The following is a 15,712-nucleotide window of genomic DNA, read 5'->3' on the forward strand; positions in this document are numbered from 1 at the left end:
CCCCGAAGGAGGGCAGGGGGGAACGACTGCCCAAAGGTTCCGTCAGCGAAGAGCCGAGGGGCCGGGGGCCGCCCGACCGGGCACACGGCCCCCTCCCGGCCCGTTCCGGGACCACACCCGAGCCCTACCCACCCGAAATGACGACCAGGACGTCCTGGGGTGCAGTCAGGCGCGCGTGAGATCGCTACGCGCTCCTCTCGGCTCAGCGGCAGCGGCTCGTCTGGGGCTGGACATAGGCCGCAGGAGGCATCTGGGCCCGATGCCGTCTCAGCGGCCGACGACCGGCCGTGGTCACTTTCACGGGCAGTCTGGGGTCTTTTCTGCCGGGGGTTGGCGTCGCAGGAGTGCAGGCGGGCGGAAGCCGCACGTCAAGGGCCATGGGTGGGGCGTGTGGGCGGTCTATGTCCAGCCCCAGACGGTCGCCAGACGCTAAGCCGAGAGAAGCGCGTAGCGATCCGATGCGCCTGACGGCGCCCCAGGCTGATCTGGTCGTCATTTCGGGTGGGTAAGCCAGGAGCCCGGTCCCGGAAGGGGCCGCGAGGGGGCCGTGTGCCCGGCATGCCGACCCCCGGCCCGTCGTCTCATCGCTGACGGAACCTTTGGGCAGTCGTTCCCCCCTGCCCTCCTTCGGGGGCTTCCCGGCAGTCTTTGGCATTTCGTTTCGGGCCGGTCGGTCAAGGGTGGCCGAAGGCCATCGCGAAGCGACGCGAACGAAGTGAGCGCCCTTGAGGGACCGGCCCGAAACGGAAGGACAGTGGACTGACGGGCAGCCCCCGACACACACCCGACCCCATCAAGGGAGCACCGCCCGCCCCCGACCCCGACCCGCCACCCCACTCCCCCAGCGTGACGAGCGCAACACCCCCTTCGGGCGCTCCGCCCGCCCCACCCATTCCGTAGGTCGTAGCGACGGCGTGGCCGCCGTTTCCAAGGGTGGAGCGGGTTGCCACCCTCCCATCGCGCGAAACGGGACATTTCCCTCCCTCGGGTCCCGCTCGAAAGGCAGAGCGGGGCGGCGCGGAGCCCCGTAAGCTCCCGTCATGCAGGTGATCCAGTCAACGAAACTCGCCAATGTCTGCTACGAGATCCGCGGACCCGTCCTCGAAGAGGCGATGCGGCTCGAAGCGGCAGGTCATCGCATCCTCAAGCTGAACACCGGCAACCCCGCGGCCTTCGGCTTCGAGTGCCCGCCGGAGATCCTTGAGGACATGCTCCGCAACCTGGGCACCGCCCACGGCTACGGGGACGCGAAGGGGCTGCTCTCCGCGCGCCGCGCGGTCATGCAGCACTACCAGACCAAGGGCATCGAGCTGGACGTCGAGGACATCTACCTCGGCAACGGCGTCTCCGAGCTGATCCAGATGTCGATGCAGGCGCTGCTCGACGACGGCGACGAGGTGCTGGTCCCCGCGCCGGACTACCCGCTGTGGACCGCCTCCGTCTCGCTGGCCGGCGGTACGGCCGTGCACTACCGCTGCGACGAGCAGTCCGACTGGATGCCGGACCTCGCCGACATCGAGCGCAAGATCACCGACCGCACCCGCGCGATCGTGATCATCAATCCGAACAACCCGACCGGCGCCGTCTACGACGACGAGATGCTGCGCGGGCTGACGGACATCGCCCGGCGCCACGACCTGGTCGTCTGCTCGGACGAGATCTACGACCGGATCCTCTACGACGGCACCACGCACACCAACACGGCCGCCATCGCCCCGGACCTGCTGACGCTCACCTTCAACGGGCTGTCGAAGAACTACCGCGTCGCCGGCTTCCGGTCCGGCTGGCTGGCGGTCTGCGGGCCGAAGAAGCACGCCTCCTCGTACATCGAGGGCCTCACGATCCTCGCGAACATGCGCCTGTGCGCGAACATGCCCTCGCAGCACGCCGTGGCCACCGCCCTCGGCGGCCGGCAGTCGATCGAGGACCTGGTCCTGCCGGGCGGGCGGATCCTGGAGCAGCGCAACGTCGCCTACGACCTGCTGACCCAGATCCCGGGCGTGACGTGCGTGAAGCCGAAGGGCGCGCTGTACGCCTTCCCGCGGCTCGACCCGTCCGTCTACAAGATCAAGGACGACCGGCAGATGGTCCTGGACCTGCTCCGGGCCGAGAAGATCATGGTCGTGCACGGTACGGGCTTCAACTGGCCGGAGCCGGACCACTTCCGGATCGTGACGCTGCCGAACGCCAAGGACCTGGCGGACGCGGTGACCCGGATCGGGAACTTCCTGGACGGGTACGGCCAGCCGTAGCGGGCCGCCCGGGACCACAGTTCCGGATTCAGCTCAACTTTAGACGGGATCCAATGTAGGATGGTCTCCTGACCACGCAGGAGGCCTCCTCATGTACGAGCCGATCCGCACGAAGCCGGTCGTCCACCGCATGGGCGGCAACCGGACCGACTACCCGCACAGCAGTCGCGGCGAAGCCCTCGACACGCAGCTGGCCGGACACCTCTCCGCGCTGCTCGTCGTCACCGACGAGCTCGGGCTCGACGAGAGCGCCGCGCGCATCGCCGACCAGGTGGCCCGGCTGCGCGGGTCCCGGCCCACCCGGGCCGCTCACGGCCCCGCCGCCGACGCCGCCGCGCTGCACCGCCGGGCCCACGACCTCGCCGCCCGCGCCCTCGTCGTCGCCGCGTCCCGCGCCGACACCGCCGCCGCGATCCTCGCCGCCCAGCAGATGGACGCGCACGCCGCCGCCCTCGACTCCGTCGACCTGGCCGGCGCCCACTGACGGCCCCGGTCCGGGGCCGCGGAGGCTCCGGACCGGGCGCCACGAACCCGGCGTGAGACCGGGTACACGACGACGATCGGGGGCACCCAGTGGGTGCCCCCGCCGTCTGTTTTTGCACCAAAGGGGCTAGGAGGGCGCCTTGCCCATGGTGACCGGAAGACGGTCCGCCACCGTTGCGCCGTCAGGCTGTTCCAGCGTCACGTCGATCCATCCCTTGTGACCGTCAGGAAGTGCCACGTAGTAGACGTCGCGTCCCGTCGCTCGAGGATCCAGCTTTCTGACAAGCACCCAGTAAGCCTCCTTGCTCTCATACTTCACGGACTTCACCCTGGCGCCGTGAGCCGCCGCGAACACAATGTAGGGCTCCGAGAAGCCGTCACCGGGGCCGAAGAAGGTGTCCAGACGCGAACCGGGCTCCTCGACCGTCGTCTTCGCGGCGTTCACGCATGCGGTTTCGTGCACAGCGGCGCCCTTGACGGCTCCTTGGGCGAAACAGACCTTCCCTTCACTCGTCTCCCAGATGTACGAAGCGGAGTTGCCGACCCGCCGGGCCAGGCTCAACCCTCTGCCCGTGGGTGCGGATCCGGATGCACCTGCCTGCTTCGCGAGGGCCGCCTCCAGCGGGGCCAGGTCGGACTGTCCTGCCGAAGAGGCGGGCGCCGGCAACGAGGCCGCCGGCACCGGCTCAGTGGTCATCCGCTCCTGGCGCGTGCCGCAGCCGGCCGAGAGCAGGACTGAGGCCGCTGCCAGGTACAGACCCGCCCTGGCCCCGAAGGTCATCATCCGCATGTTCCCATCTGGCTGCATACCGTGATGTCCAACTTGATCTGGTTCTGCGGCTCGCTGGAGAACTTGTGCCCCTGCCAGGTGTGCACGTCGAACGTTCCCCACGTCTGCGTCGTGGTCCTGCCGTCCGCATGGGTGTACACCGTCTGGTACTGCCGGAGGGTTCCCGAGGGGACGTAGCCGAACAGCTCCCCCTTCTTCAGATTCATCTTGCTGGCCTCAGCCGCTGTCGCCGTGTTCGTCTTGGTGTCGGACTGCGTCCAGGTGTAATCGCCATTGAGGCCGAGGGTGGTTTCCAGCTGTCCATCGACCACCAGTGGAATCCCCGCCTTGACGCTCGCCTTCACCGAGGCGGACCAGCCGAACTTGTCCGCGAACTGTTCCATGGCCGCGTACATGGCGGCGTAGGTATACGTGAAGGTCATTTCCTGGTCCTCGGCGACATACCGGACGTTGGCGCCGGTCGAGAAGTCGGTCCAGGCCATCTGGGACGTCATGACGGTGTCCGAGTACAAGACGTCCTTGCCGCCGTTGGGTACGTTCACGCCCTTGGGCATCTTCGGCAGAAGGGGACGGCAGCCATCGCAGTAATGGGGGGCCGGCTTCGAACTCGACGGACTTGTCGAGCTCTGGCTACCGCCTCGCGACCGGTTCCGTCCGCAATCAGGGTCATGCCTGCAGGCGTTCTTCTGACTGACGTACGCGGGGGCCAGGGTGCCACCCGCGGCGGCGACCTCCTTCTCGTAGTTGTGGCCGTAGTCGTACGGGTTAGAGCCGTTGGTGCACTTGTACATGCCGCTGCGGCACTCGGGCAGGGCTTCGCCCGTGGGGTCCGATTCGGTCAGGGGGCTGTTGTTGCCGTACTGGTAGCCGTTGTGCTGGCGGGAGTCGTCGACCGCCAGCTGAGGGTCGACCGAGAGGAATCGGCCCACGGCCGGATCGTACTCGCGTGCTCCGAGATGAGTGAGTCCTGTAGTCCTGTCCTGCACTCCGCCGACAAAACCGCGTTCGCCCGGCCATGCGGACGGCGCGGCTCCGCGGTTCTCGCCGAAGGGCTTGGTCGCTCGGCGCTGCACCTGGAGGGTTGCCGCGTCGATGCTGGTGGTGCCGGTGTTGTGGTGGTCGGCCGCGACGTACGAGACGGTGCCTGCGGAGGTGCGGACGATGGTGGCACCGCCGGGTGCGGAATAGTAGCGGGTGCCGGTCACGGTGTTGGCTGTGGTGTTCAGGGTGAGCTCGGTCGAGCCGAGGTAGAGAGTGGTCTTGCCCTGGTCCCTCCGCAGGAGACGGTTGCCCTCCGCGTCGTAGAGGTACGTGGAGGTGCCCGCGCCGGCGGTCACCGATTCGAGCTTGCCCTCGGGTGTCCAGGTCAGCGACTGGGGGGTTCCCACGGCGTCCTTCCGGGTCACGGTGTTGCCCGAGGCGTCGTACGTCGTATCGGAGATGACCGCCGGACCGCTGCCCGTCGTGCGGGTGGTGGAGGTCGGGGCGTGAGGCCGCGGGGAACCGGGAGCCGGGTAGGTGAGGGTGGTGGTGGTGTTCTTGGCCGCGTTGCCCGCGGGGTCATGGTCGGTCGAGGAAGTGCGGTTGCCGGTCACGTCGTAGTTGAAGGACTGACGGTATGGCGCGGGACCGCCGATCTGACCGGCCTGGGGCGCGGCGTTGGAGCAGCCCCCGATGCCGGGCACGGACGGGCCGGGCTGGGTCGACGTGGCACCGGTGTCGGTCCACGCCTGGGTGAGACGACGCAGGTGGTCGTACGTGAAGCACTGGGTGTCGCGAGCGGTGCCGCCCTGAGTGTTGCTGACGGAGGTGACATCACCCGCCGGGTTGTACGTGTACTCGGTGATGTCGACCGCAGTGCCCGTGTCCTGCTTGGCGAACTGCGTGCTCAGGATCCGGCCGGTTGCCGGGTCCATGACGTGAGTGAAGGCCGCCTGCTTCGGGTCGTCGCCGAAGGTAGTGCGCTGGACCTGGCCGAACTCGTTGTAGTCGGTGAAGTTGACGTAGTTGACGCTGTCCGAACCGTAGGAAACCGGAAGCCCGCTCGCGTTGCGCCCAGTGTTCAACCGCTCGGAGGGCAAGCCTCCTGCGGCAGGAAGGACGGTTCGGCGCTCGAGGCCGGTGATCGAGTCGTAGGTGGTGGATGCGGCGTAGCTGCCGGTGAGGGCCCCTTCGCCGCTGGGGACCGTGAGCTTGGTCCCGGTGGGCCGGTAGCCGGTGTCGTATCCGGTGGTCTCGTGCCGCCAGGGCTTGCCGTCCACCCAGCGTGTGGAGGCAGTGGGCTGGCCGGATACCAGAGTGTCGTACTCGTATGTCGCCAGCTTGGTCCCGTCTACCGCGTTCAGGTTGCGGGCGACCGGGCGTCCGAGAACGTCATAGCTGGTGACAACCTTCGTCCCTCGGGCATCCACTGTGGATACTGGACGATCCGCAGCGTCGTACGTGACCGTGGACGTTCCGCTGTCCGGGTCGACTGCACGGATCTGGCGTCCGTGGAGGTCGTACTCGTAGGACCATGTGTTGCCGGCGGGGTCTGTGATCCTCTCCAGTTCGCCCGAGATGTTGTAGGCGTAGCGGGTGGCGTCATGGTCCCCCGCGGGGTCGGCCGTCCGAAAGCGGCGCTGTTCGGTCTTGCGCCCGCGGGCGTCGGTGATGACGGTGGTGGCGGTATCGCCCTTCGGCGGGACGGTGTCCGTGCGGTCGGCTCCCGGGTATGACGTGGTCATGCGCCACTGCTCCTGCGCCTTAGAGGCGAAGATTTTGGCGACCACTCGGCCCAGGCCGTCGTAGTTCGTGATGTTCTGGGACGGAACCATGTTCTCGTTGGCGATGAAGCGCGTTTTGACCGGTTCCGAGTCGGCGTTGACGTAGGCCTCGTTCGTTTTGAAGGCACGGCCGTAGCTGTCGTAGAAGGTGTCGGCGATCACACGGCTCTTGGCGGCGCCGTTCTGCGGGTCGGACTGGACCTGGATCTGCTGCCCCAGCGCATCGACGATGCTGATGGACGTCGCGTATGACCCGTCCGACCGCAGGGACTGGGTGGTGACCGAGCTGGTGCCGGTGTTGGTGAGATCGTACGTGAACACCGTACTGGCGCTCTGGTCCCGCGCCCTGCCGGGCTGCCAGACGGCCGTGATGCGCGCGATCCCGTCAAGGGTCAACTCGGTCGTCCGGTTGTTCTGGTCGATCGTCTTGACCGCGACGCCCCGCAGGGGATGGAGGTGCGTGGTGGTCGTCCAGTTCTTGGCGTTGGTGACCTTGATCGTCATGGGGCGCGCGTGGGTGGCGGGCTCGTAGGCCGTCGTCGTCGTGGCGCCCGCGGCGTCCGTCGCGCTGATCACGCGCCCGTAGATGTCGTATGAGGCGGTCGACTTGACCGTGAACTTCGGCTGGCCGCCCTCGAAGCGGTCGAGCTCCTCGGTGCTGGTGACCTGGCCGGCACCATTGAGGGTTCCGTGCGGCTGACCGTCGTAGAAAACACGGTCACGGCCGAACGTGGTCGTCTCGGTCGGGGCGGTCTGGCAGTTCCCCCGGACATGGACGGTTTCGGAAACACGGTCGACGATCCAGGCAGCGGTGTTGCGCGCGTAAGTGGTGGTGGTGCAGGTGTCGGGAAGGCCATCCGCTTGGTCGAGGACCGAAACGGCCATGCCGAACGTCGGGTCAAAGGCGGTGGTCTTCGAGGTGGTCCGCCATGTCTTGTCGGCGCGAAGCGCCTTGTCCTTGGCGGAGCCTCCACGGACGAACTGTGCCGTGAGCGCCGGGAGCTTGCTGCCGCGGGTGCGGGTCGCGGTGACCGGAGAGAGCCAGGGCTCAGACTGCGAGACGGTGACGAGTTCACCTCCGTCGGAGGCGAAGGTCTGGTTCTCGCGGAGGTTGCCGGCGAGGGGGTTGGCGTCCTTGACCGCGTTGCCGGCGAGGCTGGTGAAGGTGACGGAGCGCTTGCTGCCGTCCGCCTTGACGTCGCCGTCCATGCCCCGCAGGTAGAAGGACGCGGACTTCGCCACCACGTCGGGGGCGGTGCCGGTGCGGGTGATGACCTGTTCGTAGCCGCGGAACTGGTTCCAGGTGCGGCGCTTGTCCTCGGTCAGTTCGTCGTCGTCGCGGTGCCAGGCCGTGCCACCGACGTACTCGTACCGGGCCTCCTTCGGTCGGGATCCGCCGAACGGGTCACGCTCGGTCACACGGTTGACAACGTACTTGTGGAACCAGTCCAGGGTCGGATCGTTGGGGCTGCGTTCATCGGGGTTCCAGTAGACCGGGTAGCACCGCTTGGTATTGGAGTCCTGCGACGTGGGCAGGCCAGCGCCGGGCGCGCACTCGGTATCGGCGTAGCCGACATCGGTGATGTGGCCGGTCTCCGACGTGATGGCCATGATGCGGCGGCGGTTCATCGGCGCCTTGTTGTCACTGCTGGAGTCCACGCGGTTATTCAGCAGCTGACCGGTGAAGGTGACCGGCGGCATGGCGACAGAGGCTGCCCCGTCGGTCCCAGTGCGGGTGACGGAGGCCAGCCACAGAGCGGGCGCGGTGCCGTCCTGCGGGTTGGGGAACTCGTGCTTCAGGTCGTAGGAGTCGACGTTGTCGTAGCCTCCGGTGCCGTTCAGGACCTGTGTGGTGATCTTGGTGAGGCGCTTGGTGGTCCAGAAGGTGGCGGAGTAGTTCTCGCAGGTACCGGTGGCGGCGCAGTGCTGGTCGAACGGGACGTCCGGCCACTTGGCGGCGTTCGCCTTGGTCAGCTTGGCCGGGGCGCAGTCGAATCCGGCGTCGGGCAGGCAGCGCTCGGCTGTGGTGAAGAGGACCTGGGCGGTCGGCTTCACGGTGTCCGCGTCGGACAGCTTCGAACCGTAGGTGATCTTGTTGAGGTTGCCGCCGCGGATGTACGGGGTGATCGTGCCGTTCGGCGTGGCCGCAGACGGATCGCGCTTGTAGTGGTTGGTCTCCGTGTCGTACCAGTACGTGGCCACGCCGCCGCGCGGGTCGACGGCGAAGTCGAGGTTCCAGCGCCAGGCCTGCTGGCACCAGGACGCGGAGAAAGTGGGCTTGTTGCACTCCTCGCCCTCGTTGTTGCCGTAGGCAGGAGTGGTCCAGGTGGAGTTGGTGGCAGGTGCGGTGGAGCTGCCCGGCTTGCGCCCCGCTCCGAAGTAGTACTGCGTACCGTCGGCGGTGGTGACCCTCCAGTGCTCGCCGTTGTTGTCGCCGTTGGTCGCGCCTGTCAGTCGCTCGACCTTGGAGGCGTCGTCGTTCTCCAAGCGCCAGGCCCCGGATGCGTCGTCCCGAACCAACGTGGAGGACTTGCCGTTCAAAGAGATCGTCGCGTTGTGCCCCGAGAGGCACGACTCGCCCGACCCCGCCTGGCCGTCCTTCGAGCAGGGCTTGAACCTGCGCTCGACGAAGCCGGGGCTGTACTCCCAGCCCTCGCCGATCCAGGAGGCCTGGTTGTTGGTGGCGGCCGTGCGGCCGTCGACCGACTGGGAGCTGTAGGAGAGCGAGACGGCCGGCTTGCCGCCGCCCAGGCCGTCGGGGACGGCGACCGGGTAGGACCAGGTGAATCCGCCGGCGTTGCCGCCGCTGCTCCAGGTGCCCGAGGGCGCCAGGCTGGTCGCCCCGTAGGTGCCGGCGCTGCCGCCGGGGGCTGCTGTCGCCGCGAGAACGGTCGCACTCCCGGCAGCCGCCGCGGAAGCGGGTGCGGCGGTGAGCCCGTTGGGGCGCATGCCCTGGGCGGGCGCCCCGGCCTTGAGGGTCACCTCGGCGGACAGGAGGCCGGCGCGGTCGCCGTTCTTGGCGGTGGCGACGGGTGTCTGCTTGCGGCATTCCTCGCGCTCGGGCGTGGTCAGCGCGCACTCGGGCAGCGTGACGAGGTGGGCCCGCGAGAGCCAGTCCCCGCCGAACGCTCCCGCGATGTGGGAGACGTCCACGGCGACCTCGACCGGTCCGGCCTCCGCCGCGCCCGCGGCCGGCCGGACGGCGAGGAGCAGCCCTTGGACGCCTGCCTTCTCGGCGGCCGCCCGGTCCGTGAGCTGGACCGCTGCCTTGCCGGTGCGGGGTGCTCCTGCGGCCGGTGCGGGCTTGACCCATACGGGGGCGTCGCCCGCGCGGCTCGGGTCCGCGGCGGGTGCCTTCGGTGCGCCCTGGAGTGCGGGTGCGGTGAAGAGCGATCCCCGCCGGGCGGCCGGCGCGGTGGCGCCGAGGTCGACCTCGGTCTGCGTCGCGGTCGGCCAGTACACGTCCTTCGGGGTCCAGGCGGAGGCGCCGTCGCCCTTCGGAATTTTCGGGTCCGCCTTTCCGGCTTTCTTCCCGGAAACGGAATCCAGCTTTCTCAGTTTCTCCGGCGACCAGCGCCGCGAGTCCTTCGGTTTCGATTCCACAGCCTGTGCCGCTCCGGCGCCTGCCAGGAGCGACAGGGACACGAGAAGCGGAATTATGATTGTTCGTTTTGTTGCCGGGCGTCTCTTCATCGCCCGGGGCCCATCTGGTGCCGACACGGCACGCCCCCCACGGTCGCCGAGTGGATCAATTGGGGCATGAGAGTAGCCCCTTGAGAATGACCAAAAGACCGAAGAAATCCGGACAAGCCGCTTCCTGAAAGGCTTCTGAAGCGAAAAATAAGGCCGGAAAAGAGCGAACGTCTTGGGCCATGGCTGGATCTGTTCTATCGATTGGTCACGATTCGCGGAAAACCTCCACGGGAAGGATTAATTCCGAATGAGAGATTCCCCTTGATGGCCCGGAAGTGCTGTTAGCGTTCGCGCCAGATGCAGCCACAACACCAATTGGGGAGTTTGCGTGGGGGGCACACAGAGAAGACGGCGGCCGGTCAGACGGCCGGTCGCGCTCGCGGGGCTGATCGCACTGGCCCTGTCCGTCACTTCGGTCGGCGCCGGGCCCGCGGCCCTCGCCGCGGAGAAGCCGGGCGCGGTGGGGCCGACAGGCGCGGCGGGGACCACGGGCGCGAAGGGCACCGAGCGGGGCAAGGGGACACCGCCGCAACGCCCGGCCTCCGAGCGCGAGAAGGCGGAGAGCGCCGCCCTCGCGGAGGCCAAGCGGACGGGCAAGCCCGTCCCGGTACCGGCCGCGACCACCGAGACCGACACGGTGGTGGCCAACCCGAACGGCACGCTGGGCCTGACCCGCAACGTCGCGCCGGTACGCACCAAGCGGAACGGCACCTGGGCGGACCTGGACGCCACGCTCGTCAAGAACGCCGACGGCACGCTCCGCCCGAAGGCCACCGTCAGCGGTCTGACCCTGTCGGGCGGCGGCACGCAGCCGCTCGCCACGCTGGAGCAGGACGGGAAGCAACTCGCGCTGACCTGGCCCGAGCCGCTGCCCGAGCCGGTGCTGGAAGGTGACAGCGCCGTCTACCGCGAGGTGGTTCCGGGGACCGACCTGAAGGTGACCGCCGACCAGGGCGGCGGCATCTCCCAGATCCTCGTGGTGAAGTCCGCCGAGGCCGCCGCGCACCCGAAGCTCTCGAAGCTGACCATGGGCCTCAAGGGCCAGGGCGTCACCGTGTCCGCCGACGCCGGCGGCAACCTCAAGGCCGCGGACGCCTCGGGCCGCGCGGTCTTCCAGGCGCCCACCCCCACCATGTGGGACTCCGGCGCCGCCGCGCGGGCGCCCCTCGCCAAGGCCCCCAAGGCCGGCGCGTTCTCCCAGTCGGCCAGGAGCACCCCCCAGGCCGCCCCCGCCTCCCACAACGAGGAGGCCGCCAAGCCGTCCTCCGACAGTGACGGCCCGGGCGCACACGCGAAGGTGGCCCGGATTCGGGCCGACCTGGGCAAGGACTCGGTGGCGCTGACCCCCGACCGGTCGTTCCTGACGGATCCCGGCACCGCCTACCCCGTGTTCATCGACCCGGCCTGGCAGCCCACCAACCGCGGCACCCAGCACTGGGCGTGGGTCCAGGAGGCGTACAGCGGCACGGTCAACTACGACGACTACGGCAACGAGTTCGACCCGGGCGTCGGCTACCAGCGCTGGCGGAGCAAGACGGGCCTGGAGCGCTACTACGTCCAGCTCGACACGAGCAACCTGCAGAACATGGCCATCAAGAAGGCCTCGTTCTTCGCGACCCAGTCGTACGCCGCGGACGCCACGTGCAGCAAGACGTACGAGGTGGACCTGCACTCCACCGAACCGCTGCTGTCCGACATCACCTGGAACACGCAGCCCCGCGACTGGGAGGTCCTGCGCACCACCTCCCTGAACAGTGCGGGCGGACCCGGCTGCAAGGGCTCCACCACCCGCGGTGAGTGGGACGTACGCGACCACCTCGCCGGGAACGCCTGGCGCGGCAGCATCACCTACGGCCTCTTCGCCTCGAACGAGTCCCGGTCCACGAGCAACAACTCGTTCAAGCGGTTCACCCGCGACCGCAGCAACCTGCCCTTCCTGTACATCGAGTACAACCAGCCTCCCTACACCCCGTGGGACCTGGGCACCTTCCCCGCCCCGCAGAACGCGAACGGGAACGGCTGCGGCTGGGTCGGCGCCACGAACTACGCCGGAATGAGCATCGGCGCATGGATCGGCGACCCGCAGGAACAGGGCAACGACGCGATCTTCCAGGTGGTGGACACCGCCGGGGGCGAGGTCGCGTACAGCAGCGGCTGGATCGGAGCGGGCAACGGCACCCACTGGGTGTCCGCGCACCCGACGAACCTCACGGACGGACACACCTACTTCTGGCGCGTCCAGGGCGGTGACGGTGAGATGGCCTCCGCCTGGGCGAGCGGCTGCACCTTCAGCGTCGACACCCAGGCCCCGTCCGCACCCGTCGTCACCTCGTCCGAGTACCCGCCGTCGGGCACGCTGCCCGGTTCGGCGCGGCACATCGGGCAGGCCGGCACCTTCAAGGTGAAGTCCTCCGACACCGTCAGCGGGGTCCTGTACTACGAGTGGGCCTTCAACTCGGCGATCCCGGTGGGCGGCGCCAACCGGATCGACGCCGCGGGCGACGGCGGCGCCGCGATCCCGCTGACCCCGACGACCTGGGGCACCAACATCCTGCGCGTCCAGGCCGTCGACCGCGCGGGCAACCGCTCCCAGCAGCAGACGTACGCCTTCTACGTGCCGGACAACCCGAACGCCAAGACCACCCTCGGCGACATCACCGGCGACGAGCGCGTCGACTTCGTCGCGCCCGCCCAGAACGGCGACCTGATCGTCTACCCGACGGCCGTCGACCCGGCGGCCGGCGGCGCGATCGCCTCCGACGTGGCCAACAGCCCCGGCGGCAAGGGCTGGGGCAACGGCACCCTGACCACCCACCGCGGCGGCAACGGCATCCGCATCGACGACCTGTGGGTCCACCGCGACGGCCAGCTCAAGCTGTACCGCAACTCCCTCACCCAGGGCGGCCTCGCCGCCAACGGCGGGCTCTACTACAACGCCGCCAAGGCGCTGACCGTGCAGCGCCCCTACACGGAGGACTGCACCGTCGCCGCCACGGGCGGACCCTGCGGCACCGCGTACGTGGAGAACTGGACCCGGGTCAAGCAGCTCGTCGCCGTCGGTGACGCCCTGCCCGAGGCGGGCGTCGATCCGCGCAACGACCTGCTCACCGTGGAGAACGACGGCTCGAAGAGCTCGCTGGTGCTGTTCCAGGGCACCGGGGCGACCGGCACGCTGCGCGACCCCGTCGTGCTCGTGCTCAGCACCTCCGGCTGGGAGAACCTCTCCCTCATCGCGCCGGGCGACGCGACCGGCGACGGCCTGCCCGACCTCTGGGCCCGGGACAACAGCACCGGCGACCTCTACCAGTACGCCAACGTCGCCGGGAACCCGGCCGCGCTCGGCGACCACTCCAAGCGCACCAAGATCGGTTACGGGGTCGGCGTGGCCTCCCACCCGGTCCTGAGCTCCTCGGGCGACACCAGCGCGGACGGCACTCCCGACCTGTGGGCCCTCGACAACCGGCAGCGGCTGATCACCTGGAACGGCGTCGCCACCGCGGGCAAGGTCACCGGTTTCGGCGGCGGCCACACCATGGGCGACGCGCGCGTCCCCGCCTCCCAGTGGAAGCTGTCTGAGGGCACCGGCACCACCGCCGCCGACCTGCGCGGCCGCCACCAGGGCACCCTCAGCACGTCCGGCGCCACCTGGGCGGACGACACCGTCGCCGGCAGCGCGACGAAGGTCCTCGCCCTCGACGGCGTCTCCGGCACCGTGTCCACGGCCGGTCCCGTCGTGGACACGACCCGCAGCTTCACCGTCTCCACCTGGGCCAAGTCCGACAAGCCCGGGGTGCTCCTCGGTCAGGACGGGCTGCGGGCCAGCGGCTTCATGCTCTGGCACGATCAGGACGGCACCTGGCACTTCGCGATGTCGAAGAAGGACGACGACAACTGGGACTACGACCAGACCCTCGTCATGAACGATGCGGCCCGCGTCCAGGCGGGCGTCTGGACCCAGCTCACCGCCACCTTCGACGAGCAGACCGGTCTGATCGCGCTCTACGTCAACGGCACCCTCGCCGGGACCGGTCACCACGCCAAGGCCAACGTGTGGAAGGCCACCGGCCCCCTCGTCCTGGGCCGCTACAAGCACCAGGGCCTGCCGAACTCCTACGGGACGGGCCGGCTGAGCAACCTGGCCGTCTACAACCACTCCACCGTTCCCACGGCCGTCGGCACCACCCTGGTCTCGGCGCTCAGCGAGTCCAAGTGCGCCGACAACGAATTCGGCAGGGACACCGACGGCAACAAGATCCAGCTCTGGGACTGCAACCAGTCCAACGGCGGCGTCGCCCAGAAGTTCGACGTCACCGCCGCGGGTGAGCTCCGGATCGCCGGCAAGTGCCTGGACATCGGCGGCGGCAGCACCGCCAACGGCTCGTCCGTCATCCTGTGGCCCTGCTCGCCCGGCGCGTGGAACCAGCAGTGGCTGCCCACCGCCACCGGCGGCTTCTACAACCCGGCGTCCGGGCGCTGCCTCGACGTGGCTCAGGCCCGCATCGACAACGGGACCCCCCTCCAGCTCTGGGACTGCCACCAGGGCAACGCACAGCGCTGGACCGCCACCGGTCTCGCCTCGCCGCTGGCAGGCCCCGCCTAGCCGCGGCGCGCTGCCAGGGCCCGTCCCCCTTCCGGGGTTACCGGCAGGGGGGCGGGCCTTTCGTGTGCCGGGGGCGGGGTCAGGGAGTGGTGAGTTCGGGCGGGAGGGTCGGCGGGTTGCCCTGCGTCCAGGTGATGGTCAGGTCCGCGCGGTGGAGCCGCCAGCCGGCGCCGGTGCGCAGCAGTTCGTTGTCCGTGCGGCCGCCGGAGAGGAACAGCCCTCCGTCGCCGGCGAGTACGTGGGTGCTGAGCTGGTTGCCGCGCAGGGTCGCGCGGTCGCCGTCCACCTCGATGACGTAGTTGGATCCGAAGTGCACGGTCCGGTCGAAGAGGCTCAGGGCGGTGCGGACGTTGTCGAGGACGGCCTCGCGTCCCCGCACGTGTCCCGCGGGGGTTTCGGTGCTCGCGTCCTCGGTGAAGTACGCCGCCGCCCACGACCCGTCGAACTTGCGGTCGTCGAGGGAACGGAGATAGCGGTCGAACAGGTCGGCGATCTCGGCGCGGTCGGTCAGGGCCTGGATTTCCGTGTACAAGGTCTGGCTGTCCATGCACGTGATCCTGCTGCCTGGAGCGTGGCCGGGGCCGGACGGCAACCGGAATATGTCACAAGGCCCCACGGGACCCACGGGACCAGCCGGACCAGCGGCACCAGCAGGACTAGCGGGTCTCCGGGGCGGGTTCCGCCGCCGCGACTCCGCACCAGGGGACCGTGGCCGGGGGCCAGACCGGGCCGAGGGCTTCGCCGCGTTCCGTGGCGCCGGGGGCCACGCCGGGGATCTTCACCAGGGCCTGGGCCGCCCGGCCGCCGGCTTCCTCGCGGTCGCGGAACTCCACCGTGACGACGTAGCTTCCCGGCCCGGCGTCCGGGCGGCCCGTCACCTCGACGACGCCGACCACCCGCCGGCTCACCGGATCGACGCGGCACGCGGTGACCCGTACGTCCTGGACCACGGGGCCCGGCGGGGGCGCGGCGGGGTCCCGGTCCCCGCCGCTGGCCCACACGTACAGCCCCAGCGGGGCGAACACCAGCAGACCGGCCAGCCCCACCAGGCCGACGAGCCAGCCCTGCCACTTCAATGCCGTCGCACCCATGGGACGATCCTCCCGCCGCCCCGCCCGGCCCACCAGCA

At 69.4% G+C, this 15,712-nt stretch carries 7 protein-coding genes; 3 read left to right on the forward strand and 4 right to left on the reverse strand.

Annotation, left to right across the window (positions count from 1 at the left end; all coding sequences use genetic code 11):
* The first annotated feature begins 1,040 nt into the window (after positions 1–1,040).
* Together ABZZ17_RS29910 and ABZZ17_RS29915 are read left to right on the forward strand one after the other, a co-directional pair.
* Positions 1,041–2,252: a pyridoxal phosphate-dependent aminotransferase gene (locus ABZZ17_RS29910; protein ID WP_356880530.1), complete on the forward strand. Its 1,212-nt coding sequence runs from the start codon at positions 1,041–1,043 to the stop codon at positions 2,250–2,252.
* Positions 2,253–2,343: 91 nt separating this feature from the next.
* Positions 2,344–2,736 carry a hypothetical protein gene (locus tag ABZZ17_RS29915; protein WP_356880532.1) on the forward strand — a complete coding sequence of 131 codons (393 nt, stop codon included), beginning with the start codon at positions 2,344–2,346 and terminating at the stop codon, positions 2,734–2,736.
* Between the two features lie 126 nt (positions 2,737–2,862).
* On the opposite strand, the gene ABZZ17_RS29920 is transcribed toward ABZZ17_RS29915, so the two are convergent.
* Together ABZZ17_RS29920 and ABZZ17_RS29925 are read right to left on the reverse strand one after the other, a co-directional pair.
* Complete coding sequence (locus ABZZ17_RS29920; protein WP_356880534.1) at positions 2,863–3,525, reverse strand: hypothetical protein; 663 nt, start codon at positions 3,523–3,525, stop codon at positions 2,863–2,865.
* Positions 3,516–9,935, reverse strand: a complete 6,420-nt coding sequence (locus ABZZ17_RS29925) for an RHS repeat-associated core domain-containing protein (protein WP_356880536.1) — start codon at positions 9,933–9,935, stop codon at positions 3,516–3,518. Before ABZZ17_RS29925 ends, ABZZ17_RS29920 begins: the two co-directional genes overlap by 10 nt.
* A 376-nt stretch (positions 9,936–10,311) precedes the next feature.
* Here ABZZ17_RS29925 and ABZZ17_RS29930 point away from each other — a divergent pair, with 376 nt between their 5' ends.
* Positions 10,312–14,583: a ricin-type beta-trefoil lectin domain protein gene (locus ABZZ17_RS29930; RefSeq protein ID WP_356880538.1), complete on the forward strand. Its 4,272-nt coding sequence runs from the start codon at positions 10,312–10,314 to the stop codon at positions 14,581–14,583.
* A gap of 79 nt (positions 14,584–14,662) precedes the next feature.
* Here ABZZ17_RS29930 and ABZZ17_RS29935 read toward each other — a convergent pair whose 3' ends face one another.
* Both ABZZ17_RS29935 and ABZZ17_RS29940 read right to left on the reverse strand, forming a co-directional pair.
* Positions 14,663–15,130: a nuclear transport factor 2 family protein gene (locus ABZZ17_RS29935; protein WP_356880540.1), complete on the reverse strand. Its 468-nt coding sequence runs from the start codon at positions 15,128–15,130 to the stop codon at positions 14,663–14,665.
* A gap of 109 nt (positions 15,131–15,239) precedes the next feature.
* Positions 15,240–15,674, reverse strand: a complete 435-nt coding sequence (locus tag ABZZ17_RS29940; protein ID WP_356880542.1) for a hypothetical protein — start codon at positions 15,672–15,674, stop codon at positions 15,240–15,242.
* Positions 15,675–15,712 lie beyond the last annotated feature (38 nt).

The sequence above is a fragment of the Streptomyces sp. NPDC006512 genome, from assembly GCF_040611935.1.
In the GTDB taxonomy this organism is placed as follows: domain Bacteria; phylum Actinomycetota; class Actinomycetes; order Streptomycetales; family Streptomycetaceae; genus Streptomyces.